Raw genomic sequence first — 23,797 nt, 5'->3', positions numbered from 1 at the left:
ATGGAGTGCGCCCTGGTAAGCGATCTCAGTCCAAGGCGACGGTGATGTCCGGGCCGGTGGCCTTGCGGACCTCGTCGACCGTGACGTCGGGCGCGAGCTCGCGCAGGACGAAGCCGGTGCCGGGGACTACGTCGAGCACGGCGAGGTCGGTGATGACGCGGTGGACGCAGGCCTTGCCGGTGAGTGGCAGGGTGCAGGTCTCGACGAGCTTGTGGCTGCCGTCCTTGGCGGTGTGCTCCATCATGACGATGACCCGGCGGGCGCCGTGGACGAGGTCCATCGCGCCGCCCATGCCCTTGACCATCTTGCCCGGGATCATCCAGTTGGCCAGGTCGCCGCTGGCCGCGACCTGCATCGCGCCGAGCACGGCCACGTCGACATGGCCGCCGCGGATCATCGAGAACGAGGCCGACGAGTCGAAGTACGCCGCTCCGGGCAGGACGGTGACCGTCTCCTTGCCGGCGTTGATGAGATCCGGGTCGACGGCGTCCTCGGTCGGGTAGGGCCCGACGCCGAGGACGCCGTTCTCGCTGTGCAGGACGACGGTGACGCCCGGCGGAAGGTAGTTCGGGACGAGCGTCGGCAGCCCGATCCCGAGGTTCACGTACTGGCCGTCGGAAAGCTCCTGGGCGACGCGTGCGGCCAGCTGGGCGCGCGTGCGGCTCATGCCGTCACCGTCCTCTTCTCGATGCGCTTCTCGACGCCGGGCGCGTGCAGGACACGCTGGACGAAGATGCCGGGAGTGTGCACCTCGGCCGGGTCCAGCTCGCCCGGCTCGTAGAGCTCCTCGACCTCGGCGACGGTGATCCTGCCGGCGGAGGCGCACAGCGGGTTGAAGTTCGCCGCGCTCTCCCGGTAGATCAGGTTGCCGTGCCGGTCGCCCTTCCAGGCGTGGACCAGCGCGAAGTCGCAGACGATCGCCCGCTCCAGCACGTACTCCGTGTCGTCGAAGACGCGGGTCTCCTTGGGTTCGGAGGCGAGCGCGATACCGCCCTTGCCGTCGTAGCGCAGCGGAAGGCCACCGTCGGCGATCTGGGTGCCGACGCCCGCCGGGGTGTAGAAGGCTGGGATGCCCGCGCCGCCGGCACGCAGCCGCTCGGCGAGCGTCCCCTGCGGGACGAGCTCGACCTCGAGCTCGCCGGCGAGGAACTGCCGCTCGAACTCCTTGTTCTCCCCGACGTAGGACCCGGTGGTCCGCGCGATCCGGCCGGCGCGCAGCAGCATGCCCAGGCCCCAGCCGTCCACACCGCAGTTGTTGCTGACCGTCCGCAGCCCGGTCACGCCGGCATCCAGAAGCGCCTGGATCAGCACACTCGGAATACCGCACAACCCGAAGCCGCCGACCGCCAACGACGCGCCATCGCCGATGCCCGCCACCGCGTCGGCCGCGACCGCCACCACCTTGTCCACCGCTCACCCGCCTCCCGAGTCGCCCACCAGGTCAGACCATCCTGCCCGACGACAGCCCACCAGTTAGCGCCCGCTAACCGTCGTCAGGTTAGTGGTGCCGATCTGGACCCGTCCAGCGCCGGCCGGCTCGACCTCGTCACTGTTCGTCCCAGCCCGTCCCGTCGATCGTCCCAGCCCACCCGCTGATCGCGCCCGCCCACCCCGCCGCTCGGGAGCGGATCAACTTCGCGACACTCCGCGCTGGGCGACGCCGCCGCGGGGTCAGCATGTCCCCTGGGGCGGCTCTCGACATCCTTCCCGGACCGCCGTCCCGCGAGGAGGGGTTCCGGAGCATGAGCCGCCCGCGGGAAAACCCGCCGTACGCCGTCGACATCGTGCTGTGCATCGACGTGACCGGCAGCATGTCCTCGATCATCGAGACGGTGAAGAACGACGCCCTGACGTTCCACAACCGCCTCGCCGACACGGTCGCGGCGAAGGGCAAGTCCCTGGGCCAACTACGGCTGAAGGTCATCGCCTTCCGGGACTTCGGGGACCGGGCGGACGACGCCATCGCGGAGTCGGAGTTCTTCATGCTCCCGAAGGAGGCGAAACAGTTCCAGAAGTTCGTGCGGGCGCTGCGCGCGACCGGTGGTGGCGACGCGCCGGAGTCGGCGTTGGAGGCGCTGGCGCTGGCGATCCAGGCGTCCTGGGAGCGCGAGCTGCCCCGCGCCCATCACGTCATCGTCATGTTCACCGACGCGCCGGCACACCCGCTCGGCTTGCACCGGTCCAAGGCCACCGCCCACTACCCCAAGAACATCGCCAAGGACTTCGACGCGCTGTTCGACCAGTGGGGCCACGAGGACAGCACATCCGCGCTGATGGACCCGTCGGCGAAGCACCTGGTGCTGTTCGCCCCCGACGACTCTCCCTGGACCGGCATCTCCGAGACCTGGGACAACACGCTGCACGCCCGTTCCCGCGCCGGCCACGGCCTCGACGACGTCTACATCGAAGAGATCATCTCAACAATCGCCCATCGTCTGTGACCCCGTCAGCTGTCACGGCGATGAGCAAGTGAGACGGCGGCCGCGAGGGCGACGGCGGTGTAGGCCGCGGCGACGGCCAGGCCGTGCCAGGGGCCGGCAAAGTAGTCGGGGCGTTGCACGGTGTGTTGGATGGAGAAGCCGCCGAACGGTGTCCAGCGCTGTGCGAACTCCTGTATGCGGTCGCTGCTGGCGAGCAGGCCAGGTAGCAGGAGCGTCGCGACGACGACCGGAATCGCGACCGAGGTACGCCGCACGATCGCGGTGATGCCGACGGCGTAGACGGCGATCAAGGCGGTCAGTAGTCCGGTGCCGACGATCGCACGCAGGGATGGCCCGCTGAACAGGTCGGGTTCGGGGTAGCTGGGGGCGACATAACCCTGACCTCGTTGGAGCGGGCGGGCCACGAGATAGGAGGCCCAGGACGAGGCGATGCCGATGACGAGGGTGATCGCGGCGGCGACGGACGCCTTGGCGAGGATCACCCGGTGGCGACGCGGGGTCGCGGTGTAGCTGGTCGAGATCATGCCTGAGCGTTCCTCGTTGCCGATCGCTGTCGCGCCGACGACCGCGGCGATGATGACGCCGACGAGCACGCCTACGAGGGTGTTGGCGACGATGTCGTCGTCGCCGGGTACGCCGGGCGGGTCGGTGGAGGGGGTGTTGGCGACGACGAGCGCGGAGAACGCGACCGGGAGTGCGGCGAGCAGGCCCATCGCGGTGAGCATGCCGCGGCTGCCGACGGTCTTGATCCATTCCGCCCGGACGACCCTGGGACGAGTCCGGACGGTCCCGGGACGGTGAGGCGTCGCGGAGTTCGGGGTCATGGAGTTCGGGGTCATGGACGGACCTCCTCGGGTGACGTGACGACTCGCAGGTAGACGTCTTCGAGACTGGGACGGTCGGCGGCGTCGGGGCTGCCCGTCAGCAGCGAGGCGATGCTGGCGTCGGCGGCGATGCGACCGCGGTGGATCACGACGACGCGGTCGGCGATGCCTTCGAGTTCGCGCATCAGGTGCGAGGAGACGAGAACAGCCCGGCCTTCGTCGCGGAGGCTCCTCGCCAACCGGCGAAACCAGACCATGCCTTCCGGGTCGAGTCCATTCATCGGTTCGTCGAGCATGAGAATCGGTGGGTCGCCAAGAAGGGCCGCGGCAACGCCGAGCCGCTGCTTCATACCGAGCGAATATCCGCCGACCCGGCGGCGGGCGGCGGTGCCGAGACCGACCTCTTCGAGGAGCGCGTCGACTCGGGCCGCGCAGATGCCACCCGCCGCCGCCAGCCAGCGCAGATGGGTGCGGCCGGTCAGGCCGGGGTTCACGGCGGTGGCGTCGAGCAGCGAGCCGATCCGGGTGAGCGGGGCATCGAGGTGCCGGTAAAGCTGGCCCCCGACCAGTACCCGGCCCGCGCTCGGGCTGGCCAGCCCGAGCGCGATGCGCATCGAGGTCGTCTTGCCAGAGCCGTTCGGGCCGACGAGAGCGGTGACTGTCCCTGGCGGCACCGTGAACGTGACGTCATCGAGCGCGACCACGGTGCCGAACCGTTTCGTCAGCGCCTCAAATGTCAGGCCGGTTTGTGGAAGGTTCGATCGCATGGCCGGGACGGTAGGGACGGCCACGTCGGTGGCGGATCCCCCACGGGAGCGGTTGTCCGCCTCCCCCGAGCGAGCGATGCGGGATCACCGGCTGGCCAGACAGACTGGTCGGCGATGAGCACACGAGTCCGCCCGACGATCGTTGGCCGCGTCGAGGGCACGCTGGTCGGCATTCTGGCGATGCCATGGGCATGGATCGGCGCCGCGGGAACGCTCCTGGTCGCGGCAGCGGCCCAGGTGGGCCTCGACGACCGGTTCCTGACATCCATCGTGATCGCCGTGCCCCTCGGCTTCGTCGTTCGCCTCCCGCGCACGGCGGCAGCGATCGCCGTGGCCGCGGCGTTGGGCTTCCTTTTCCCGGAGGCCCAGCCAATCCCGGTCGCCGCCGGGGCAGGCCTCATGATCGTGTGCGCGGTGGCCGCCTACCGGCTGACGGCGATCGACACCTGTGTGATCGGCGCGTTGTTCCTCGTCAACGCCGTGACGCCGTTCAACTCCGCCGAGCCGGGAGCCGCCGGCTACCTGCTGCTCGCCGTCGTGACCGCGGCGCTCGGTTTCGGCCGGCTCCTGAGGAACCGAAACGCGATCATCGCGGAACACGAGGCGCTCGCCGTCGCCCATACGTCCACGCTGCGCGAGCGCTCGATCCTGGTCGACCGCGCGGCGATCGCGCGGGAACTGCACGACGTCGTCGCCCACCACATCTCGCACATCGCGATCCAGGCCGAGACCGCCCGCTACACGACGCCTGACCTGCCTGAGCTCGCCGGCACGCGACTCGCCGCGATCGGCGAGTCCGCCCGCGACGCGCTCGCCGAGATGCGACACATCCTTACGGTGATCCGTTCCCCCGCCGCACCCCGCGACGGCGCCGCGGCCAGCCCGCCCGAACCGGCTCGCGCACCCCGCCCGGGCCTCGACCAGCTCTCCGCGCTGATCGAGGCCACCCGCGTCCTGGGCACGGTGGTCACCGTCACCGTGAGCGGCAGCCCATCCCCGCTCCCCGCCGGCACCGACCTCGTCTCCTACCGGGTGATCCAGGAAGCCCTCACGAACGCCCGTCGCCACGCTCCCGGCGCCGACGTCGACCTCGCGATTGCCTACACGCCGCGCCTGCTCCGCCTGATGATCAGCAACGGCGCTCCGAACCTGGCCGGGCCCGCCGACAGCGCCGGACTCGGACTGGTCGGCATGCGTGAACGGGTCGACGCCGTGGGTGGGACCCTGCGCCACGGGCACAGGACCGACGGTGGGTTCGAGGTCGTCGCGGAGCTACCCCTCCACCGGAACCGATGACCGCGCCAGCACCAATCCGGGTGCTCGTCGCCGACGACGATGGAATCGTCCGGGCCGGTTTCTCCGCCCTGCTGGCGACCCGCGACGACATCGTCGTCGTCGGTACCGCACGCGACGGACAGGACGCGATCCGAACCGCGGCCGCACATCGCCCCGACATCGTCCTGATGGACGTCCGCATGCCCGTCCTCGACGGCATCGCCGCCACCCGCGCCATCACGACCACGCTCGCACCCGCGCCCCGGGTGATCGTTCTCACGACGTTCGACCTCGACGAGTACGTCTACGACGCGCTCTCCGCGGGAGCCAGTGGGTTCCTCCTCAAGGACGTACCGGCCACGACCCTGTTCGACGCCGTACGCGTCGTTGCCCGCGGCGATGCCCTCCTCACCCCCGACATCACCCGGCGCCTCATCGACGAGTTCGTCCGCGTCCGGCCCCGCGTCCGACCCGACCGGCTCAGCCAACTCACCGCGCGTGAGACCGACGTCCTGCGCATGCTCGCCGCCGGCCATTCCAACCCCGAGATCGCCGCTCGGCTCTACATCGCCAACGAGACCGTCAAGACACACGTCAGCAGCATCCTCACCAAGCTCGCGGCGCGTGACCGTACCCAGGCCGTCATTGCCGCCTACGAGTCCGGGCTCATCCACCCCGGCGCCCCGTAGACAGCCTCGCCGGCCCTCCGTTATGGACCGCTGACCAACGAATTCCCCAGCGTGCCCTGTGCGCGCCGCCGACGGCCACCCCGCGCTCGACAACCCCTCACACCGACCCTCGACACGCGTACCTCAACCAGATGGTTGACGTCGAAGGTCGACCGCCCTAGTCTTCTCATCAACCGGTTGGTTGAGGAATTGAGGGAGCTGAGGAGTCGAGGGAATGGTGGACCAGCTGTCCCAGGTGTTCGCGGCACTCGCCGACCCGACGCGGCGGGACCTGGTCGCGCGGCTGACCGATGGGGACGCCACGGTCGGAGAGCTGGCCGCGCCCTACACGGTCTCCGTGCAGGCGGTGTCCAAGCATCTCAAGGTGCTGGAGCAGGCGGGCCTCGTCAGCCGCGCGGACGGCACCCACCGCAGCCCGGTGCACCTGGAGGCGCAGGTCTTCGACCTGGCGACGGCCTGGCTGGAGCGGTACCGCCGCCAGGCCGAGCAGCGCTACCGCCGCCTCGACGCCGTCCTCGCCGCCATGGACGACGACGAGAACACGAACGAGAACGACACCCGCACAGGCAACGCCACGCAGAACAGGGAGAGCGCCTGATGACCACCACGAAATCTGTCAGCATCGAGGCCGACCAGAACGTGCCGCTGGTCCGGATCACCCGGGACTTCGCCGCGACCCCGGCACAGTTGTTCCGGGCGCACACCGATCCGGAGCTGTTCGCCCGCTGGGCCGGCCCCGACGGCATGGACAACCGCATCGACTACTGGGACGCCCGCACCGGCGGTAGCTGGCGTTACGTCGCCCACCGGGACGGCGCCGAGTTCGCCTTCCACGGCTCGTTCCACGAGATCCGCCCCGACCGGCTCGTGCAGACGTTCACCTACGAGGGTGTGCCCGACAGCGTCGCGCTCGAGACCCTGTGGTTCGAGGACCTCGGCGACGGCCGCACCCGGCTGCACGCCCAGTCCCTCGTCGACAGCTTCGAAGGTCGCGACGCCTTCGTCAGCAGCGGCATGGAGGTCGGCATCGAACAGGGCTACGCCAAGCTGGACGCGCTCCTGGCCGCCGGCGATGCCTGAGACGAGCCGCGAGCAGGGCATCGGCGGTTCACCCGCCGGCCTTGTGGGCCTCGCGAGCCCCGACGACCTCGTGGACCTCGTCGCGCTCGCCGACCGGCCGGCCGAACGCCACCGGCACATCGCGGCGACGTTCACCGACCGGGTGCTCGGCACCGCCGACTGGGACGCGCAGTCCCCCGTGGCCGAGTGGCGGGCACGCGACGTCGTCCACCACCTGTGCGAGTGGTTCCCGGCCTTCCTCGCGGCTGGAACGGGGATCGAGCTCGCCCACGGACCGTCGGTGGACGACGACCCGGTCGAGGCCTGGCGCGTACACGCGGGCGCCGTGCAGGCCCTGCTCGACGATCCGGCGACGGCGGACCGGATACTGCGCAACCCGCACATCGGCGAGATCCCGCTCCCGGCCGCGGTCGACCAGTTCTAGACGGTCGACGTCTTCATGCACACCTGGGACCTGGCCAGGGCCACCGGCCAGGACAGCCGTCTCGACCCAGGGCTGTGCGCCGTCCTGCTGGACGGGATGGCGGGCATGGAGGACGTGATCCGGTCGTCCGGGCAGTACGGACCGCGCGTGCCGGTCCCGGATGGGTCGGACGCCCAGACCCGGATGCTCGGGTTCATCGGCCGCGACCCGTTCTTCGCGCCGTCAGGCACGGCACCGTAAGGCTTGGCAAACGCGGTTTCGCCGGGTACGCCGGCGTCCTAGTCTCGATGGATGCTCGTCGCGGTTACCACCTTCACGGTCGCGTCCGTGCTCGTCGTGCTGCTGCCGGGGCCGGACACGCTGGTCGTGGTGCGCAACCTGATGAACGGCGGGCGCCGGCTCGGCCTGCGGGCTTCGCTCGGCGCCATGACCGGCCTGTCGATCTGGGTGGTCGCCGCGTCGCTGGGGCTGTCCGCGCTGCTGACGGCAAGCCACGACGGGTACCTCGCGCTGCGCATCGTCGGCGCGATCTATCTCGGCTGGATGGGTCTGACCACGCTGCGGGCAAGGTCCCACGGCGACCCCGGCGCGGCGGCCGAGCCTCGCCGGGGCCTGATCGGAAGCGGCTTCACCTCGGGCCTGTTGACCGACCTGCTGAACCCCAAGGTCGGGGTCTTCTTCATGACCTTCATGCCGGGCTTCATCCCCGAGGGCGCCCCGGTGGCCGCGACGTCGCTGCTGCTGGGCGGGATCTTCGTCGCGCTGGCAGCCCTCTACTACCTCACGCTGCTCGCTCTGTCGGGACCGGTGAGGCGCTGGCTGTCCGACGGCCCGGTCCGGCGCTGGGTGGACCGCGTCACCGGCCTCGTCCTGATCGCCTTCGGCGTCCGCCTCGCCGTCGAGCCCTGACGCGACAGCCGCCGATCCAATCCGATCCGATCCTGGTCGCACGAGGTTCGGGACCCAGAAGGGTTGAGGGGTCTGGCCCACCCCCGAGGCACCAGATGCAGGATGGCGGCATGAGAAGGCTGGTCGGCATCGGTGCGGCGGGGCTCGTTGTCGGCGTCGCCTTGACGCTTCTCGGGGTCGTCCTTTTCTCCATCGCGGGGGATCATCGGACACCCCGGATCGTGGCCGAGGTGTGTGACCCCTCTTTGGCCGGCAAGGGCGAAGGCTACTGCGTGCAACTCCGCGACGACGGCTCGGAACACGGCGAGTTGGGGGTGCTCCACCGGAAGGGCGCGTCCACCGCCCCTCGTGTGACGGCCTACGCCAGCCCGTTCACCTACCTCAGATACGACCTCCCGGGCTCGTTCGAGAAGTCCGTGACCTTCGCCGAGGATGGGACGATCATCGTGCGGGGGCAGGACGAGGCCGCGCTCACGCTGCCACTGGAGAACTACAAGATCACAACCTAGTGCTGTGCCCGGCGGCGTTCGTCCTGGGCCTGCGTGCGGTCGCGCGCTCATCCTGTCCGACGCCGCGGCGCGTCCTGTCAGACGCCAGGGGTAGGGAAGGGTGCTCGTCGCGCCCCTGACGTCTGACAGGACGCCCGGCCTCCCAGGTGTCCGGGGGACTGTCCCGCGGGCGGCCGGTACGGTGACCCACGACACGACGTGGGGCGCACGGCGCGCGGTGACGAGGGCGGGAGGCGGGGCGGATGCGGATCGGGATGCAGCTGGCCTACAGCGGCGGGTTCACCGAGACGGCCGCGGAGCTCGGTGACTACGAGAAGGCCGGGCTGGACATCGTCTTCGTGCCCGAGGCGTACTCGTTCGACGCGGTGAGCCAGCTCGGCTTCCTCGCCGCGCGGACGGAGCATGTCCAGCTCGCCTCCGGCATCCTGCCGATCTACACCCGCACGCCGACGCTGACCGCGATGACCGCCGCGGGGCTGGACTACGTCTCCGGCGGCCGGTTCACCCTCGGGCTTGGCTCCTCCGGCCCGCAGGTCATCGAGGGCTTCCACGGTGTCCCCTACGACGCTCCCCTGGGCCGCACCCGCGAGATCATCGAGATCTGCCGGGCGGTGTGGCGCCGCGAGCGGGTCGAGTACCAGGGCAAGCACTACACACTGCCGCTGCCGGCCGACCGGGGCACCGGCCTCGGGAAGCCGCTGAAGCTCATCAACCATCCGGTACGCGAGCGCATCCCGATCTTCATCGCCGCCATCGGCCCGAAGAACGTGGAACTGGCCGCGGAGCTCGCCGAGGGCTGGCAGCCGTTCTTCTTCCACCCGGAGCGGGCGCGTGACGTCTGGGGGGCGCCGCTCGCCGCGGGCGGGGCGCGGCGCGACCCGGCACTCGGCCCGCTCGACGTCGTCGTCGGCGCGCCGTTGGCCATCGGCGAGGGCACCGACGAACTGCTCGACCTGATGCGGCCGATGTTCGCGCTCTACATCGGCGGGATGGGCGCCAAGGGCCGCAACTTCTACAACAGCCTCGCCCAGCGCTACGGCTACGAGAAGGAGGCAGCCCTCATCCAGGACCTCTACCTCGCCGGGAAGAAGAAGGAAGCCGAGGCCGCGGTCCCCGAGGAGCTGCTGCGCGCCAACGCCCTGATCGGCCCCGAGGGCCACGTCCGCGAGCGCCTCGCCGCCTATGCCGAGGCCGGCGCGACCACCCTCACCGTCACCCCGCTCGCCGGCGACCACCGCTCCCGGCTCGCCCTCATCGAGCAGCTCCGCGCCTGGACCAGCTGACCGCGGCGCTCGGCCCGGCGTGGGCGACGCGGGCGGCGTAGGCGGCGGCGAGGTCGGCGAGCAGCGGGCCGTCGGACCACTCGTGCGCCGCGTCGTTCGTCGCGTCGTGGCGCGGCACCAGCTGGAGCACCAGGAGTAGCCGGTGGAAGCCGTCATCGATCCGGAAGACGGTCACTCGGAGTGGCCGTTCGCCGGCCAGGTCGAACGCGCGATCAACCCTGCTGCGGACCGCGTAGGTCATGCCCTGTCCGTCCAGCCCGTCCATCCGCGCGATGTCGGTCATGTCGGCCCATTCGACCGTGGGCGGCGGGGTCGGGACGACCCGCGGGCGCGGACGGCCGTCGGCGACCTCGACGACGGTACGCAGTGCCTCGTGGCGCGCGGTCACCGCCGCGAGCGCGGAGCGCAGCGCGTCAGCGCTCAGGGCACCGAACACATCCACGACCACCGCGTGGTTGTAGCCGGCCGGATCAACGGGCACAGCACGACGATGCCAGGTTCCGGCGGCCTGGCAGGATTCGAGGCGGTAAGCAGTAGTCAGTGGGCAGGTAGACAGGCAGACGTGACGCGGGCGTAGGGAGCAGGGGTGACGGTGAGTGGTCCGCCGTCGGGACCCGTCGGCAACCGCCTGCCCGACGACCACCCGGTCGATGCGCGGTCGCCGGACGTCCCGCGCCCCGTCGACCGCCTGGCGCACCCTCGGGTTCCTCTCGGCCCTCGCGTGGACGGTGACGAGTCGTCGCTGGTGACGCCGGAGCCGCGGCGACGGCGAGGAGGTGGGCTTGGCCGGGTGCTCACGACGCGTCTCGGCCATCCGCTGAAGCTCACGGCGGCGGCGTTCCTGACGACCGTCGGCGTGGTCACGCTGCTGCTGCGCCTGCCGTTGTCGGCCGAGGCCGGGCAGCACACGACGTTCCTGCAGGCGCTGTTCTCCGCGACCGGCGCGAGCTGCGGCGCGCTCGCGATCGTCGACACCCCGACCCACTGGTCGACGTTCGGTGAGGTCGTCGTCCTGGCCGCGATCCAGCTCGGCGGGCTGGGGTTCATGACGACGGCGTCACTGCTGGGACTGCTGGTGTCTCGCCGGCTGGGCGTCCGGATCCGGCTGCTCGCCGCCACCGAGACCCAGACGGTCGGGATCGGCGACCTCCGACGGCTGCTCCGGGGCGTCGCCCTGATCACGTTGGCCATCGAGGGCGCGGCGGCGCTGGTGCTGTTCGCTCGGCTATGGCTCGGGCACGGGATGCCGGCGGGACGCGCCGCCTACCACGGCGTCTTCCACGCGGTCACCGCGTTCAACAACGCCGGGTACGCGCTGTACAGCGACAATCTGATGTCCTTCGCCGATGACCCGGTGGTCGTGGTGACGATCGGGCTGGCCGCGATTCTCGGCGGGCTGGGGTTCCCGGTGCTGTTCGAGCTGCGCCACGAGCTGCGCACGCCCCGACGATGGTCGATGCACACCAAGGTGACGCTGCTGGGCTACGGGATCCTGCTCGTCGGCGGCATCGCGGCCATTCTCGCACTGGAATGGCGTAACCCGGCGACTCTCGGCCCGCTCGGCGCCGATGACAAGCTGCTCGGCGGTTTCTTCGGCAGCGTCACGGCCCGCACCGCCGGGTTCAACACGTTCGACTATGGCGCCGTCCAGCCGGCGACCCTGGTCGTCACCGACATCCTCATGTTCATCGGCGGCGGCAGCGCCAGCACCGCCGGTGGCATCAAGGTGACGACGTTCCTGATCCTGTTCTTCGCGATCGTCGCGGAGGCGCGCGGCGACGACACCGTCGACGCGTTCGGCCGGCAGGTGTCGCCGGCCGCGCTGCGCCAGGCGGTCGCGGTGGCACTGCTGGGAATCGCGCTTGTCGTCACCGGCACGCTGTGCCTGCTCGTCTCCAGTCCGCACACCCTCGACCAGACGCTGTTCGAGGTGACGTCGGCGTTCGGCACGGCGGGCCTGTCCACCGGGATCACCGGCGAGCTCTCGGCGTTCGGCCAGTACGTCCTGATCGCGCTGATGCTGATCGGTCGGATCGGCCCGATTACGCTGGCATCGGCGCTTGCGCTGCGGGAACGGCGCCGGCTGTACCGGCTGCCCGAGGAACGCCCGATCGTGGGCTGACCGACCCGGGCGGGTGGCGTAGGCGGCGTGGCTGTGGGAGCGGTGGGAGCGGAGGCGGGGCTGGCGTGGGCCGGGACATGCACCCGAACGCGGTACTGGTCATCGGGCTGGGCCGGTTCGGCAGCACACTCGCCGAGTCGTTGCAGCGGCTCGGACACGACGTCGTCGCCGTCGACACGGACCGTGGCCTCGTCCAGGAGTGGTCGGGGACGCTGTCCCACGTCGTCGAGGCGGACGCGACCAGCGAGGTGGCGCTGCGCCAGCTGGGCGCCGACGGCTTCAACCGGGCCGTGGTCTCGATCGGCGTCGATATCGAGGCGAGCCTGCTGGCCACCGGCACCCTGCTCGACCTGGGCGTCCCGGAGGTCTGGGCGAAGGCGATCACCCGCCAGCACGGCCGGATTCTGGAACGCATCGGCGCGTCGCACGTCGTCTACCCCGAGCGCGACGCCGGCGAGCGGGTCGCGCACCTGCTCTCCGGGCGGCTCATCGACTTCGTCGAGTTCGACAAGGGGTTCGCGGTCGCGAAGCTACGCGCTCCCGGGTCGATCTGCGGGGCGACGATGGACGTCGCCAGGCCCCGCACCCGGTTCGGGGTGACGGTCGTCGGGGTGAAGCGCCCCGGAACCGAGTTCACCCACGTCGTGGCCGACACGGTCCTCGACCGCGACGACCTGATCATCGTGACCGGCCACACCGACGAGGTCGAACGCTTCGCCGCGACCACCGGCGCCCGTCCCGCCTGAGGCTCTCCCCGTCGGAGCTTCCCGGTGGAAATCGCCGCCGTGTCGGTACCCACCGCGCCTTTCCTTCGGTCGACGCCATCGGCCCACATCCGCACATACAGTCGTATACATTATCCATCAAGCAGTGATCTCGGTTGCCCGCACGATGGCCTGGGACGCGATGGTCCGGGAGAAGGAGCGGCATGGGTGCTGTCGTGGAACATCGCGCCACCTGCCCACTCTGCGAGGCGATGTGCGGACTCCGGGTAGCCACCATCGACGGCCGCGTCAAGAGCATCAAGGGCAACCCGGACGATGTCTGGTCGCGCGGCTACATCTGCCCGAAGGGCACCGCGCTGGGGCACCTGTACGAGGACCCGGACCGGCTGCGCCAGCCGATGGTCAGGGGCGCCGACGGCACCCACCGGCCCGTCAGCTGGGACGAGGCCTGGGCCGAGGTCGAGCGGGTGCTGCGCCCAGTACTGCACGAGGACGGCGCGGCCGCGCTGACCGTCTATGTCGGCAACCCGGTCGCGCACAACCTCGATCTCGTCAAGTACATCGGCGCACTGGTCGGCATGGCGAGCGCGGTGGGCATGAAGGCGATCTACACGCCGGGCACCGTCGACCAGTGGCCGCTCAACCTGGTCAGCGCGCTGCTGTTCGGCGGCATGTGGGCCGGGCCGGTGCCGGACCTGGCCCGGACCGACCACCTCGTCATCCTCGGCGCGAACCCGGCGGCATCACAGGGCTCGATGCTGTCCGCGCCGGACATGACCGGCCGGCTTCAGGCCATCCGCGGCCGCGGCGGCCGAGTCCTCGTCGTCGACCCGCGGCGCACCGGTACCGCCGACGCCGCCGGCGAGTGGCTGCCGATCCGGCCGGGCACCGACGCGCTCCTGCTGTTCGCCCTGCTGCGAACGATGGCCGAGGAGGGCCTGGTCCGCCGGCCGGCGCACCTCGACGGCCTGGTCAGCGGTCTCGACGAGGTGCTCGCGCTCGCCGTCCCCTTCGCCCCAGAGCAGGTCGCCCGCGCCTGCGGCATCCCCGCCGAGCGGATCCGCGGCCTGGCGCGGGACCTCGCCGCCGCGCGAGCGCCCGCGATCTACGGACGGATCGGCACCTGCACGCAGGAGTTCGGCACGCTCGCCACCTGGTTGATCTTCGTGCTCAACGTCGCGCTCGGGTCGCTGGACGCCCCCGGCGGCGTCTGCTTCCCGCGGTCGGCGGCGTGGGGGCCCGGGTTCGCCCGCAGGCCCGACCAGACGGGCGAGCGCTGGGAGTTCCACCGCTACACCAGCCGCGTTCGCAAGGCGCCCGAGGTGTTCGGCCAGTTCCCGGTCAGCTGCCTCGCCGAGGAGATCGACACGCCTGGCGAGGGACGGCTGCGGGCGTTGATCAGCGTGGCGGGCAACCCGGTCATCTCCGCGCCGGCCTCGGCCCGGCTGGACGCGGCGCTGCCGAGGCTGGACGCGTTCATCGCGGTGGACAACTGGCTCAACGAGACGACGCGGCACGCCCACGTGATCCTGCCGGGGCTCTCGCCGCTGGAGCGCGGCCACGCCGACGACCTGTACTGGATGTACGCGGTCGAGTCCGCGTTCAAGTGGAACGGCCCGGTCCTCCCGGCCCCCGCCGACCGGCCGGCCGAATGGGAGATCCTGCTGCGCCTCGCTGGCACGGTGCTCGGTACGCCGGCGCCCGACGTCGACGTCGCCGCGCTGGACGACCTGTACACCGCCGGCCTCATCGGGGTCGCCGCCCGGCCGGGGCAGCCGCTGGCGGGCCGCGACCCGGCCGAGATCCTGCCCATGTTGCACGGCCGCGGGCCGGCCAGGCTGGTCGATCTGAGCGTGCGCGCCGGGGAGTTCGGCGACCGCTGCGGCGAGCGGCCGGACGGCTGGACGCTGGAGAAGGTGCGGCGGCACCCGGACGGGGTCTGGTTCGGGCCGCTGGGCGAGGGCCGCCTCGCCGAGGTACTGGACACACCGTCCGGCACGGTCGAGCTGGTGCACGACCTGCTCACCCGGGATGTCCCGCGCCTGGCCGCGCGGCTCGACCGCGCCGAGCCGGAGTTCGTGCTGACGAGCCGTCGGCACCTGCGCTCGAACAACTCGTGGATGCACAACGTGTCGGCGCTGAACAAGGGCACGAACCGCTGCACCCTGCTCATCCACCCGCGGGACGCCACGCGGGCCGGGCTGGCCGATGGCCAGCTGGCCGAGGTGTCGACGGTGGAGGGCCGGCTGACCGTCTCCGTCGAGGTCAGCGACGAGATGATGCCCGGCGTCGTCAGCCTGCCGCACGGCTGGGGTCATGACGTGGCCGGCACGCGGATGTCCGTGGCGGCCCGACGCCCCGGCATCAACTCCAACCTGCTCAACCCGGGCGACGTGCTGGACGTGCCGAGCGGCACGATCGCGGTCAACGGGGTGCCCTGCCAGGTGCGTCCCGCGACCGCCCAGGGTCAGACCGCCCAGGGCCAGACCGCGCCGGGGCAGGTCACAGCAGTGCCGTGAGCACGGTCCGGACCGCGGCGTAGTGGTCCGGACGCGGCGGCTTCTGCTCCTGGTTTCCGGCCCGCTCGCGCGAGTCCTGGGCCGCATCGAGGACGGCCGCGCCGATGACGGCGGCCGTCACCTGGGAGACGACGTCCAGGGCTCGAGCCCGGTCCGTCTCGCTCGGGCCCGCGGCCCGCAGCAACCGCCCTAGATGCCGTTCGACGTTCTCCTCCAGGATGCGGCCCTGCGCAACCTGCGTGACCAGGATCGGATGCGCGCGGAACCAGGCGAACAGACCCTCGGCGAACCGCGTGACCGTCTCGTCGAACGACGTGGCCGGCTCGGGGCCGGACGCAAACAACGTGTCGACGGCCCGTGCCATGACCAATGCGAGAAGCTCCTCGCGGGTTCGCACGTGGTAGGAGATTCCCGGCACGGTCATGCCGAGCGCGTCGGCCACCTTGCGGATGGTCACCTGGTCGAGCCCGATCTCGAGGGCGGCGTCGATGATGTCGTCGACCGTCACCTTGCGCGGGCGGCCGCGCCGGCCAGGCGACACCGGCCCGGTCCGGCTGGCACCGGCTTCTAGGTTCGCGCCGGCTTCCAGGCCTTCTCGACCTTCGAGGTCTGCCCGGCGTTCGAGGTCTGCTCGGCGTTCGGCCACGTCAGGTGACGGTAGCGGGATTGCGCACCAGCCTTCCGGGGAGCGCACCCGTCGGCTGCCCATCACGGTAGGTGACGACGCCGTTGACCATGGTGAGGGCGTAGCCCTCCGCCTTCTGCACCAGCCGTCGTCCCCCGGAGGGCAGGTCCCGGACCGCGACGGGCCGGTGCAGCGTGAGGGCGTCGTAGTCGATGACGTTGAGGTCGGCCTTGAGACCCGGTGCTAGCAGGCCACGGTCATGGAGACCGACCGCCTCGGCGTTCGGCCGGCTCAGCATCCGCACGGCCGCCGACAACGGGATTTTCGGGCCTCGGGTGCGGTCACGGGTCCAGTGGGCCAACAGCGTCGTCGGGTAGCTGCCGTCGCTGATCGTGCCGTAGTGCGCTCCGCCGTCGCCGAGCCCGATGATGGTGTGGGCATTCTGCATGAGCAGGCGCACCGGTTCCAGGCTGTCCCCCGCGTAGTTGCCGGCCGGCAGCAGGAATGCCGCGAGCCCGTCGCTGTCGACCATCAGGTCGTAGATCAGCTCTCGCGGGCTGACGCCGCGGGCGGCCGCGAGCGCGCCCACGCTCGTGTCCGGTGCCGGCTCGTAGTCGGGCACCTCGGCCATGACGTAGAGGTTGGCGTCCTGGCCGGCGAAGAACTGGAAGACGGGATTCGGGTGCTCGGCCCGCTCGGACAGGATCCGTGCTCTGCGTGCCGGATCGCGCAGCGCGTCGACGCGCTTCGCCAGCGGCAGGTGGGCGATCTGCTGGTAGCTCGGGTTGAAGACGAAGGGGTGGAAGGACAGATCCAGTCCCAGCACGACGCCGACCGGACGCGGGAACACCTGGCCGCGTATCTCAGGAAGGCCGTCCCGGTTCTCGGCCGACAGCGCCTCGAGGTAGAGCCCCGCGTGTTCCGGAAAGCGTTGCGTGGTGACGAGCGTGAAGGACAGCGGGCCGCCTGACGTCGCCGTCAGCCGCCGGAACAGGGCCACCTCGGCACGGGGGTCGTGCTCGCCCTGGCTGGCGATGAGCTGAAGAACGCCGGCGCCGGCCTGGCGCAGGCCGCGCGCCAGCGCGTGCAGCTCCGCCTCCTCGACGCCCACCGTCGGCGCCAGCTGGCCATCCGGCGTCCGGTGGCCGATGCTGCGCGACGTACTGACCCCGAACGCCCCGGCGGTCACCGCCTCGGCGACGATCCGCGTCATCTCGTCGAGATCGTCGGGGGTGGCCGCCTCCCGGTCGGCCCCCCGCCGCCCCATGACATGCACCCGGACAGCCGCGTGCGGGACCTGCGCCGCGAAGTCCACGTCCGCCGCGCGTCCCGCCAGCACCGACAGGTACTCGGGGAAGGACTCCCACGTCCACGGCAGCCCCTCCGCCATGACGATCTCGGGAATGTCCTCGACGCCCTCCAGCACCTTGACCAACAGCGCCCGGTTCTCAGGGCTGCACGGAGCGAACCCGACACCGCAGTTGCCCATCACCGCCGTGGTGACGCCATGGCCCGAGGACGGCGACAGGCGCTGCTCCCACGTCACCTGACCGTCGTAGTGGGTGTGGATGTCGACGAATCCGGGCGTCACCAGTCGCCCCCGGGCGTCGATCTCCTCCCGCCCGGTGCCGTCGACGCGGCCGACGGCGACGATTCTGCCGCCCGCGACCGCGACATCGCCCTCGAACAGCTCGCCACCGCTGCCGTCCACGATGGTCCCGCAGCGAATCACCTGGTCGAAGTCCGGGGCCACAGCCCACCTCCCGAAGAGCGATTTTTCTTACTCTAGAAAGAAAAATCTTGGCCTTCAACCGAAACGGCGAGGGCGCCGAGCGTGGGCGCGGCGGCGTGGCCAGCGCGCCCGCGCCCACCACCCCGCCCATCCCGCTGCCCCACCCATCCCGTCGCCCTGCGGATCCCGTTACCCCGCGGATCCCGTTGCCCCTCCACCCGACAGCGAATAATGTATGCAATATGCGGACGTTATGCGGGAGTTGCGTTCCGTGACGATCAGGGTCGTGCACTGGGGTACCGGCCCGACCGGCCGGCTCGGGCTTCGGGGCATCATCAACCATCCAGATCTCGAGCTGGTAGGTCTCCACGTCCACTCGGCGGACAAGGTCGGCCAGGACGCCGCCGCGCTGTGCGGCCTGCCGGATCCCACCGGGGTGACCGCTACCCATGACGCGGCCGCCCTCGCCGCTGCGGGCGCGGACTGTCTCGCCTACTTCGGCCCGGCGGCGTTCGACGGCACCGCCGTCACCGACGTCGCGCCCTTCCTCTCGGCCGGTACGAACGTGGTGACCACGTCCTTCGCCGGGCTCACGCATCCGCCTACCGCCGAGCCCGCGCTGCGGGACCCGCTGGCGGCCGCCGCGGCGGCGGGCGGGGCGTCGTTCTTCGCGACCGGCATCGAGCCGGGCTTCGCCAGCGACATCCTGCCGATGGCCCTGCTGGCGGCCTGCGACGAGATCAGGTCGATCAGGATCCAGGAGATCGCCGATTACTCCGACTACCCGGACGCCAACACTCTCCGGTTCGCGTTCGGGTTCGGCGAGGCGACGGACTTCGGCTGCTTCCTGGCCGACCCGGCGATCCTCGCCGGCGCCTGGCGGGGTGTGGTCGATGCGATCGCCGACGTGCTCCAGGTGCGGCTCGACGCGATCGAGACCGACTACGAACGCGCCGTGCTCGACCGCGACCTGGACACCGCGATCGGCACGCTGCCCGCCGGCAGCACGGCCGGGGTCCGGTTCGAGGTGCGCGGAATGCTCGACGGCAGGCGCCTCGTCGTCCTCGAGCACGTCAACCGCATGGCCGACGACGTCGCACCGCAATGGCCGCACGGCACCGCCGGCGACACCCTCGCCTACCGCGTGGAGATCGTCGGCAGCCCCACCATGCGGTGCGAGCTCGTGTTCGATCCGCCGGAGTCCGACAACGGCCTGACCGCGACCGCGATGCGCGCCGTCAACGCGATCCCCACCGTCTGCGCGGCGAGGCCAGGGCTGCTCGGCGCGGCGGACGTGTCTCTCGTCGCCGGCCGCAACATCGCGGGTCGCAGCATCGCCGGCCGGAACATCGCGGCCCGCCCGCGAACTGGTCAGGTCAGCGGCCAGACCTCCCGGTGAGGCGCCGCCGCGGCGTAGCGTCGCGGTGTGCATCGGCTTTCCTCGACTGTGGTCTGCGTCGTCGGGCCGGACCCCGCGGCCACGCCGGACAGGATCACCCGCTCGGTCGTGGCCCCGCTGGCCAGCGCGACGAACGTGACCGTCGTGCTCCCTGACGACACCCTGCCGCCCGGCGCGCGGGCGGCGGCGGCCTGGCAGGAGTGCCGCGCCGTCGCCACGCCCTACGTGGTGCACGACGCGGACCCGCTCGCCGAGGTCGCCGCCGCCTGGGTCGCCCGCTACGACGAGGCCGGCCAGGTGGGCGACCTGGAGGTCGCCGTGAGCGCGGCCGTCGCCCGGTTCCGCCGCGGCGAGGCCGACATGCCCGACAGCCTGGTGCTGCTCGATCCGGACGGCTGGCCGCCGACCCGAAGGCACTGGTACCTCGGTGTGCTCGCCGCCGCCGCGCCGGCGCGGGTGGTTCCGATTCGTTCGGACGCCCGCGAGCTGCGCCGTGCCCTGGTGGCCCTGCCCGCCGGACGCTGGTGGCCGGAACCCTCGGAGCGGCTCCTCGACGGCATCGACCGTGTCGTCCCCGACCGCGTGGGCCTGCCCGTCCGCTCCTGACCGCCGCCGCCACGCGCCACCACGCCACTCCGGGCGGCACATCCGGCACATCCGGGCTGTCCGCCGAGGCCGCCGCGATGAGTCACGCCCCGCCGGGCAGTCAGTACGTCGGGCCGCCGCGACCGTCGGTGTCCCGATGGATCCGGAGGCCAACGCGTGGGCAGGTGCGAGGAACGGGTGGGCGGAGCCCAGCCGGCGGGAACACCCCGGCCGGCGGGCACCGCCGCTCCCCCGGCGGACGAGCTCCGGTGGCGGTTCGACCCCATCTCGGGCCAGCGCGCCACCGCGGAGCTCGGCCAGTCCCGCTGTGAATCCCTCGCCGCGGCGCTGCTGGCCGCCCCGTGGGCGCGCACGGTGGTCTGCGACGTGACCGCCGTACGGATCCCGACGCTGGCGACCGTCAACGTCCTCGCCCGGCTGCGGCTCACCGCCCGCCGGCTGGGCCGCGGTTTCCGGCTGGACGGGGTCCAGCCGCGGCTGTCGCTCGTGCTCGAGCTGACGGGCCTGGCCGGCGTGCTGGCGACGGACAGCGTGCCGGCCGAGCCCGTCGCGGCCGGCTCAGCCCTCGAGGAACGGCGGGAGGCCGAACAGCGGGAACAGCCGGTCGGTGTCCAGGAAGTGGTTGACCTCGACGATCCTGCCTTCTGAGAGCTCGAGCACGATCAGCGACCACGGGACGTAGCTGTCCTCGCCCGCGCCGTCCGGCAGTGGGGAGACCTCGGACCCGGTGACGGCCGCGTGGACCGCGGTGTAGTGCTCGGCCTCGCCCGGCGCCAGCAGGTGGTACTGGCCGAAGGCCGGGCTGCCGTTGGCGACGGTCGGCACCAGCCGGGAGTTCCGGCAGGCGGAGCCGGTGCCGAGCATGAACTCGGCGATGTCGACCGGGCCGCGCAGCCAGAGCTCCAGCGGCGGCATGGTCATGGTCGCGTCCTCGTGCAGCAGCGCGGTGAGCGCCTCCATGTCGTAGCTCTCGAACGCGGCGACGTAGCGGGCCAGCAGCGAACGCTGCTCCTCGTCCGCGGGGCGCAGCTGGTCGGTCTCGGCGGCGGGCGAGGCCGCGAGGGTGGCGCGGGCCCGCTGCAGGGCGCTGTTGACCGAGGCGACGGTGGTGTCGAGCAGCTCCGCGGTCTCGGCCGCCGACCAGCCGAGCACCTCGCGCAGGATCAGCACGGCCCGCTGGCGTGGCGCGAGCCGCTGCAGCGCGACGACGAGGGCAAGGCGCACCGAGTCGCGCGCGACGGCCAGCTCCGCCGGGTCGGCCGGGCCTCCGGCGCCGGCCGCGGCGCCGGAGAACACCGCCGCGTCGGGCGCCGGCACGATCCAGGTCGCCTCCGGCAGCGGCGCGGGCAGCGCGTCCGCCGGGCCGGACGGGCCGGTGAGGTCGATCGGCCGGGCCCGCCGCGCCCGACCGGCGGCGTGGTCCGAGCAGACGTTCGTCGCGATCCGGTACAGCCAGGTCCGTAGCGACGCGCGGCCCTCGAACCGGTCCAGGCTGCGCCACGCCCGGATCATCGTCTCCTGCACGGCGTCCTCCGCCTCGAACGGCGAGCCGAGCATCCGGTAGCAGTAGCCGGTGAGCTCGGAGCGGTGGCCGGCCATCCGCTCTTCCAGCTCCGCGCGGCTGCCCACCGGCGTGCCGGCCACGAGCGTGCCGGCAACCTGTGTGCCGGTAGATCCAGTGCCGGTAGGTCCAGACGTGCCCTGCGTCATAGCCCGATGATGCACCCTGGGTCCGACAAAACCGCTAGGGCGGTCCAGCCGGACACGCCCGGCCCGGGTCGCGGACCCCGTTCGCTTGCGCGCAGGCAACATGGCCGCAACGGGCCCGGCCTAGGGTCCGCTGGTGACCGTCGTCGACTCCGCCCCCCTCGTCGCCGCCACCACCGCCACCGCCAACCGCCCCGACCAGGACGCGGCGCTCGACGCGGCGTTCCTCGCGGCGTCGGCGCGGTACTGGCACCCGGTGGCCCGATCGTCGGACGTCGGCGCGGCCCCCGTGCGCGCCCTGCTGCTCGGCGTCGAGCTGGTCCTGTGGCGCCGGCCCACCTCCGGCTCGGCCGGCCCGGGCACCGTCGCCGCGCTGGTGGACCGGTGCCCGCACCGGAGCGTGCCGCTGTCCAGCGGTGAGATCGACGCCGATGGCCGGCTGCGCTGCTCGTACCATGCCTGGGCCTTCGACGGCGCCGGTCGGTGCGTCGACATCCCCCAGCAGCCGGGCCAGCGCGTCCCGGACCTCATCGCCGCCCGGCCGGTGCGGGTCGCCGAGGCAGCGGGGCTCGTCTGGGCCTGCCTCGCCGACGAGGCGGACGAGGCGCGGCCACGGCCACGCTTCCCGGAGATCGAGGACCTGGGCTGGCCGCACTACGTCGGCACGGTCCAGGACTGGGCCGGCCAGGCCGCCCGCCAGGTCGAGAACTTCTGCGACGTCGGGCACTTCTCGGTCCTGCACACGGACACGTTCGGCAACGGGGAGGCGCTCGCCGTCGATCCGTACCCGGTGCGCCGCACAGCCTGGACCGTGGAGGCGGACTATCGCTACCCGAGCGTGAACCCCGTCGCCGAGCCGGGCCCCGACGGGCGCCGCCCCGTCGGCGAGACGCTCTTCCAGTACCGGATCGAACTGCCGTTCGCCGTCTGGCTCGGCGGCGCGAGCGGGCCGCGCAGCGTGCTGTTCTCCGTGTGCGCGCCCACCTCGGCGACGACGCTACGGCTGTACTGGATGGCCGCCTTCGACCCGGCGGTCTACGGGAACGGCCCGGTGGACGGCGCTGGCCTGCAGGCCGTCGAGGACAGGATCTGGGCACCCGACAAGACCATCGTCGAATCCCAACGGCCCACCAGGGTGTTCGCCGCCACCGAGGTACACCGCGCCTTCGACGCCCTCGGCCTCGCCTACCGCAAAGCCCTGCGCGACCTCGGCTTCGCCGGCTGACCACCGCCGCTGCCGCGCGGCGACACCCGCGCGGCGCGGCGACACCCGCCCCGACGTTGGCTACCTAGTTAGTCCACTCAAGCACTTCTTCGATCAGGCCTATTGTCCCTACCTGAAAGCAACCGTCGGTCGGCCGCACGCTCTCTACGTTCACGGTGGCTCTGATACCACTGGCGCGGTCCGTAGCATTGAGACGATCACGACGGGTCTGAAGTGGAAGCGTCCGCAGGACCCGTTGACGGTAACTGGCACGCGCCGCCCCAGGCCTCCGGGCCCGATGAGCGCGTGGAAATCAGTCATGACGCGGCACGGTGACCTGGCCTCTTGCCCAGTGCTTCGACCACTCTATTTCACCTTTTCCTCGCCCGCTGAAGAGATAGCGTTCGGGCGAAAGATCCTCAAGCGCCGCCTCGACATCATATTCACCCGCCTCGGCGAGCGACCGCACCTCAGTCGCGGTCACAGGGATCAGCAGCTGGTACTGTGGATCATCGCTGTCGACCCAGTCGACGGTCTCGCAGAAAATCGACGCGTAGTTCTGACCGCACGAACGACAGCGACGCACCGAGCCGAAGAAGTGAGACTCGTCGGCGATGCTCACGACGACCATGAGACCGTGAGACCGTTCCCACGCGACGGCCGCGTCGTCGTCTGTGCACTCGCCGCAACCGACTTCTGAAGACATCTGTCCAGAATAACAAAGGTAGGCATCCCGCACCCTGGTGGACAATCTCGGGCAAACCGACCGAGGGGCAGCTTGGGAGCTGGGCGCCACGACGGCGGCCACAAACAACCGACTTGACGACCCCCACCACGACCTAACTACGCGTCCTTGACGCACGGGCCAGCCGTGTTGAACCAGCGAGTCACAGCACTCACGATCCTGCCTACTACGCAGCGCTGATCCCAACTCTACGGATCCCGCGGTAAGCGCCG

General features: G+C 71.5%; 26 protein-coding genes. 17 read left to right on the top strand and 9 right to left on the bottom strand.

All coding sequences use genetic code 11. The features are described from left to right. Positions 1–25: 25 nt before the first annotated feature. Together FRCN3DRAFT_RS0217045 and FRCN3DRAFT_RS0217040 are read right to left on the bottom strand one after the other, a co-directional pair. Positions 26–667: a CoA transferase subunit B gene (locus FRCN3DRAFT_RS0217045; RefSeq protein WP_007512014.1), complete on the bottom strand. Its 642-nt coding sequence runs from the start codon at positions 665–667 to the stop codon at positions 26–28. After that, the gene (locus tag FRCN3DRAFT_RS0217040) at positions 664–1,410 is read right to left on the bottom strand and encodes a CoA transferase subunit A (protein WP_007512013.1); all 747 of its coding nucleotides are present in this window, start codon (positions 1,408–1,410) and stop codon (positions 664–666) included. The genes FRCN3DRAFT_RS0217045 and FRCN3DRAFT_RS0217040 overlap by 4 nt, the downstream gene beginning before the upstream one ends. 332 nt (positions 1,411–1,742) lie before the next feature. Here FRCN3DRAFT_RS0217040 and FRCN3DRAFT_RS0217035 point away from each other — a divergent pair, with 332 nt between their 5' ends. Then, positions 1,743–2,441: a vWA domain-containing protein gene (locus FRCN3DRAFT_RS0217035; RefSeq protein ID WP_007512012.1), complete on the top strand. Its 699-nt coding sequence runs from the start codon at positions 1,743–1,745 to the stop codon at positions 2,439–2,441. Between the two features lie 5 nt (positions 2,442–2,446). On the opposite strand, the gene FRCN3DRAFT_RS0217030 is transcribed toward FRCN3DRAFT_RS0217035, so the two are convergent. Both FRCN3DRAFT_RS0217030 and FRCN3DRAFT_RS0217025 read right to left on the bottom strand, forming a co-directional pair. Continuing rightward, complete coding sequence (locus FRCN3DRAFT_RS0217030; protein ID WP_007512011.1) at positions 2,447–3,280, bottom strand: ABC transporter permease; 834 nt, start codon at positions 3,278–3,280, stop codon at positions 2,447–2,449. Continuing rightward, positions 3,277–4,032, bottom strand: coding sequence for an ABC transporter ATP-binding protein (locus tag FRCN3DRAFT_RS0217025; protein ID WP_027140668.1), 756 nt, complete (start codon positions 4,030–4,032; stop codon positions 3,277–3,279). Before FRCN3DRAFT_RS0217025 ends, FRCN3DRAFT_RS0217030 begins: the two co-directional genes overlap by 4 nt. A 114-nt stretch (positions 4,033–4,146) precedes the next feature. Here FRCN3DRAFT_RS0217025 and FRCN3DRAFT_RS44875 point away from each other — a divergent pair, with 114 nt between their 5' ends. From FRCN3DRAFT_RS44875 to FRCN3DRAFT_RS0216985, 9 genes are all read left to right on the top strand, one after another. Then, positions 4,147–5,328 (top strand): sensor histidine kinase, encoded by a 1,182-nt coding sequence (locus FRCN3DRAFT_RS44875; RefSeq protein ID WP_007512009.1) that lies wholly within the window; start codon positions 4,147–4,149, stop codon positions 5,326–5,328. Next, positions 5,325–5,996 carry a response regulator transcription factor gene (locus tag FRCN3DRAFT_RS0217015; protein WP_007512007.1) on the top strand — a complete coding sequence of 224 codons (672 nt, stop codon included), beginning with the start codon at positions 5,325–5,327 and terminating at the stop codon, positions 5,994–5,996. Before FRCN3DRAFT_RS44875 ends, FRCN3DRAFT_RS0217015 begins: the two co-directional genes overlap by 4 nt. A gap of 214 nt (positions 5,997–6,210) precedes the next feature. Then, positions 6,211–6,594 (top strand): ArsR/SmtB family transcription factor, encoded by a 384-nt coding sequence (locus tag FRCN3DRAFT_RS0217010; protein WP_007512006.1) that lies wholly within the window; start codon positions 6,211–6,213, stop codon positions 6,592–6,594. Continuing rightward, positions 6,594–7,076 (top strand): SRPBCC family protein, encoded by a 483-nt coding sequence (locus FRCN3DRAFT_RS0217005; protein ID WP_007512005.1) that lies wholly within the window; start codon positions 6,594–6,596, stop codon positions 7,074–7,076. The genes FRCN3DRAFT_RS0217010 and FRCN3DRAFT_RS0217005 overlap by 1 nt, the downstream gene beginning before the upstream one ends. Then, a complete protein-coding gene (locus FRCN3DRAFT_RS58175) occupies positions 7,069–7,500 on the top strand; it encodes a hypothetical protein (RefSeq protein WP_007512004.1) in 432 nt (143 codons plus the stop codon). Before FRCN3DRAFT_RS0217005 ends, FRCN3DRAFT_RS58175 begins: the two co-directional genes overlap by 8 nt. A 15-nt stretch (positions 7,501–7,515) precedes the next feature. Next, positions 7,516–7,740, top strand: a complete 225-nt coding sequence (locus FRCN3DRAFT_RS58170; protein WP_007512003.1) for a DinB family protein — start codon at positions 7,516–7,518, stop codon at positions 7,738–7,740. A 51-nt stretch (positions 7,741–7,791) separates the two neighbouring features. Beyond that, positions 7,792–8,409 (top strand): LysE family translocator, encoded by a 618-nt coding sequence (locus FRCN3DRAFT_RS0216995; protein ID WP_007512002.1) that lies wholly within the window; start codon positions 7,792–7,794, stop codon positions 8,407–8,409. A 110-nt stretch (positions 8,410–8,519) separates the two neighbouring features. Next, positions 8,520–8,918, top strand: a complete 399-nt coding sequence (locus FRCN3DRAFT_RS49580) for a hypothetical protein (protein ID WP_007512001.1) — start codon at positions 8,520–8,522, stop codon at positions 8,916–8,918. A gap of 242 nt (positions 8,919–9,160) precedes the next feature. Continuing rightward, positions 9,161–10,201, top strand: coding sequence for an LLM class F420-dependent oxidoreductase (locus tag FRCN3DRAFT_RS0216985; protein WP_007512000.1), 1,041 nt, complete (start codon positions 9,161–9,163; stop codon positions 10,199–10,201). Here FRCN3DRAFT_RS0216985 and FRCN3DRAFT_RS57135 read toward each other — a convergent pair. Further along, positions 10,170–11,015 (bottom strand): condensation domain-containing protein, encoded by an 846-nt coding sequence (locus tag FRCN3DRAFT_RS57135; RefSeq protein ID WP_083401834.1) that lies wholly within the window; start codon positions 11,013–11,015, stop codon positions 10,170–10,172. The genes FRCN3DRAFT_RS0216985 and FRCN3DRAFT_RS57135 overlap by 32 nt on opposite strands. On the opposite strand from FRCN3DRAFT_RS57135, the gene FRCN3DRAFT_RS0216975 reads away from it, so the two are divergent. From FRCN3DRAFT_RS0216975 to FRCN3DRAFT_RS0216965, 3 genes are all read left to right on the top strand, one after another. Next, positions 10,992–12,323, top strand: a complete 1,332-nt coding sequence (locus FRCN3DRAFT_RS0216975; protein ID WP_007511998.1) for a TrkH family potassium uptake protein — start codon at positions 10,992–10,994, stop codon at positions 12,321–12,323. The two genes, FRCN3DRAFT_RS57135 and FRCN3DRAFT_RS0216975, sit on opposite strands and share 24 nt — an antisense overlap. Before the next feature lie 65 nt (positions 12,324–12,388). Next, a complete protein-coding gene (locus FRCN3DRAFT_RS0216970) occupies positions 12,389–13,069 on the top strand; it encodes a potassium channel family protein (protein WP_007511997.1) in 681 nt (226 codons plus the stop codon). Positions 13,070–13,251: 182 nt separating this feature from the next. Next, on the top strand, positions 13,252–15,567 hold the full coding sequence (locus FRCN3DRAFT_RS0216965) for a molybdopterin-dependent oxidoreductase (RefSeq protein WP_007511995.1): 2,316 nt from the start codon (positions 13,252–13,254) through the stop codon (positions 15,565–15,567). Here the strand turns inward: FRCN3DRAFT_RS0216965 and FRCN3DRAFT_RS49575 are convergent. Together FRCN3DRAFT_RS49575 and FRCN3DRAFT_RS0216955 are read right to left on the bottom strand one after the other, a co-directional pair. Next, positions 15,551–16,213: a TetR/AcrR family transcriptional regulator gene (locus tag FRCN3DRAFT_RS49575; protein ID WP_051466283.1), complete on the bottom strand. Its 663-nt coding sequence runs from the start codon at positions 16,211–16,213 to the stop codon at positions 15,551–15,553. The genes FRCN3DRAFT_RS0216965 and FRCN3DRAFT_RS49575 overlap by 17 nt on opposite strands. A gap of 1 nt (position 16,214) precedes the next feature. Beyond that, on the bottom strand, positions 16,215–17,945 hold the full coding sequence (locus FRCN3DRAFT_RS0216955; RefSeq protein ID WP_007511991.1) for an N-acyl-D-amino-acid deacylase family protein: 1,731 nt from the start codon (positions 17,943–17,945) through the stop codon (positions 16,215–16,217). A 232-nt stretch (positions 17,946–18,177) separates the two neighbouring features. Between FRCN3DRAFT_RS0216955 and FRCN3DRAFT_RS44860 the strand changes: the two genes are divergently transcribed. The 3 genes from FRCN3DRAFT_RS44860 to FRCN3DRAFT_RS49570 all read left to right on the top strand — a co-directional run bounded on the left by FRCN3DRAFT_RS44860 (position 18,178) and on the right by FRCN3DRAFT_RS49570 (position 20,577). Continuing rightward, positions 18,178–19,323, top strand: a complete 1,146-nt coding sequence (locus FRCN3DRAFT_RS44860) for an NAD(P)H-dependent amine dehydrogenase family protein (RefSeq protein ID WP_051466282.1) — start codon at positions 18,178–18,180, stop codon at positions 19,321–19,323. Between the two features lie 27 nt (positions 19,324–19,350). Further along, complete coding sequence (locus tag FRCN3DRAFT_RS0216945) at positions 19,351–19,929, top strand: hypothetical protein (RefSeq protein ID WP_035924855.1); 579 nt, start codon at positions 19,351–19,353, stop codon at positions 19,927–19,929. Positions 19,930–20,085: 156 nt separating this feature from the next. Further along, a complete protein-coding gene (locus FRCN3DRAFT_RS49570) occupies positions 20,086–20,577 on the top strand; it encodes an STAS domain-containing protein (RefSeq protein WP_007511985.1) in 492 nt (163 codons plus the stop codon). On the opposite strand, the gene FRCN3DRAFT_RS0216935 is transcribed toward FRCN3DRAFT_RS49570, so the two are convergent. Further along, a complete protein-coding gene (locus tag FRCN3DRAFT_RS0216935; RefSeq protein WP_083401827.1) occupies positions 20,488–21,639 on the bottom strand; it encodes a sigma-70 family RNA polymerase sigma factor in 1,152 nt (383 codons plus the stop codon). The genes FRCN3DRAFT_RS49570 and FRCN3DRAFT_RS0216935 overlap by 90 nt on opposite strands. A 133-nt stretch (positions 21,640–21,772) precedes the next feature. On the opposite strand from FRCN3DRAFT_RS0216935, the gene FRCN3DRAFT_RS55115 reads away from it, so the two are divergent. Continuing rightward, positions 21,773–22,861, top strand: coding sequence for an aromatic ring-hydroxylating oxygenase subunit alpha (locus tag FRCN3DRAFT_RS55115; RefSeq protein WP_007511982.1), 1,089 nt, complete (start codon positions 21,773–21,775; stop codon positions 22,859–22,861). Between the two features lie 292 nt (positions 22,862–23,153). Here the strand turns inward: FRCN3DRAFT_RS55115 and FRCN3DRAFT_RS54115 are convergent, their stop codons facing one another. Beyond that, entirely contained in the window at positions 23,154–23,462 is a 309-nt protein-coding gene (locus FRCN3DRAFT_RS54115) for a hypothetical protein (RefSeq protein ID WP_131803600.1), read from the bottom strand. Positions 23,463–23,797: the final 335 nt, after the last annotated feature.

Origin of the sequence: Pseudofrankia saprophytica, from assembly GCF_000235425.2 — a bacterium.
GTDB lineage: Bacteria > Actinomycetota > Actinomycetes > Frankiales > Frankiaceae > Pseudofrankia > Pseudofrankia saprophytica.
Note: the sequence above shows the minus strand (reverse complement) of the source record. Positions and strands in the feature narration are given on the sequence as shown.

Excerpts from the sequence above, each read along its gene's own strand:
- FRCN3DRAFT_RS0217045 (WP_007512014.1), bottom strand. The coding sequence starts at position 667 with ATGAGCCGCACGCGCGCCCAGCTGGCCGCACGCGTCGCCCAGGAGCTT.
- FRCN3DRAFT_RS0217035 (WP_007512012.1), top strand. The coding sequence starts at position 1,743 with ATGAGCCGCCCGCGGGAAAACCCGCCGTACGCCGTCGACATCGTGCTG.
- FRCN3DRAFT_RS0217030 (WP_007512011.1), bottom strand. The coding sequence starts at position 3,280 with ATGACCCCGAACTCCATGACCCCGAACTCCGCGACGCCTCACCGTCCC.
- FRCN3DRAFT_RS0217025 (WP_027140668.1), bottom strand. The coding sequence starts at position 4,032 with ATGCGATCGAACCTTCCACAAACCGGCCTGACATTTGAGGCGCTGACG.
- FRCN3DRAFT_RS44875 (WP_007512009.1), top strand. The coding sequence starts at position 4,147 with ATGAGCACACGAGTCCGCCCGACGATCGTTGGCCGCGTCGAGGGCACG.
- FRCN3DRAFT_RS0217015 (WP_007512007.1), top strand. The coding sequence starts at position 5,325 with ATGACCGCGCCAGCACCAATCCGGGTGCTCGTCGCCGACGACGATGGA.
- FRCN3DRAFT_RS0217010 (WP_007512006.1), top strand. The coding sequence starts at position 6,211 with ATGGTGGACCAGCTGTCCCAGGTGTTCGCGGCACTCGCCGACCCGACG.
- FRCN3DRAFT_RS0217005 (WP_007512005.1), top strand. The coding sequence starts at position 6,594 with ATGACCACCACGAAATCTGTCAGCATCGAGGCCGACCAGAACGTGCCG.
- FRCN3DRAFT_RS58175 (WP_007512004.1), top strand. The coding sequence starts at position 7,069 with ATGCCTGAGACGAGCCGCGAGCAGGGCATCGGCGGTTCACCCGCCGGC.
- FRCN3DRAFT_RS58170 (WP_007512003.1), top strand. The coding sequence starts at position 7,516 with ATGCACACCTGGGACCTGGCCAGGGCCACCGGCCAGGACAGCCGTCTC.
- FRCN3DRAFT_RS0216995 (WP_007512002.1), top strand. The coding sequence starts at position 7,792 with ATGCTCGTCGCGGTTACCACCTTCACGGTCGCGTCCGTGCTCGTCGTG.
- FRCN3DRAFT_RS49580 (WP_007512001.1), top strand. The coding sequence starts at position 8,520 with ATGAGAAGGCTGGTCGGCATCGGTGCGGCGGGGCTCGTTGTCGGCGTC.
- FRCN3DRAFT_RS0216985 (WP_007512000.1), top strand. The coding sequence starts at position 9,161 with ATGCGGATCGGGATGCAGCTGGCCTACAGCGGCGGGTTCACCGAGACG.
- FRCN3DRAFT_RS57135 (WP_083401834.1), bottom strand. The coding sequence starts at position 11,015 with ATGGCCGAGACGCGTCGTGAGCACCCGGCCAAGCCCACCTCCTCGCCG.
- FRCN3DRAFT_RS0216965 (WP_007511995.1), top strand. The coding sequence starts at position 13,252 with ATGGGTGCTGTCGTGGAACATCGCGCCACCTGCCCACTCTGCGAGGCG.
- FRCN3DRAFT_RS44860 (WP_051466282.1), top strand. The coding sequence starts at position 18,178 with ATGCGGGAGTTGCGTTCCGTGACGATCAGGGTCGTGCACTGGGGTACC.
- FRCN3DRAFT_RS0216935 (WP_083401827.1), bottom strand. The coding sequence starts at position 21,639 with ATGACGCAGGGCACGTCTGGACCTACCGGCACTGGATCTACCGGCACA.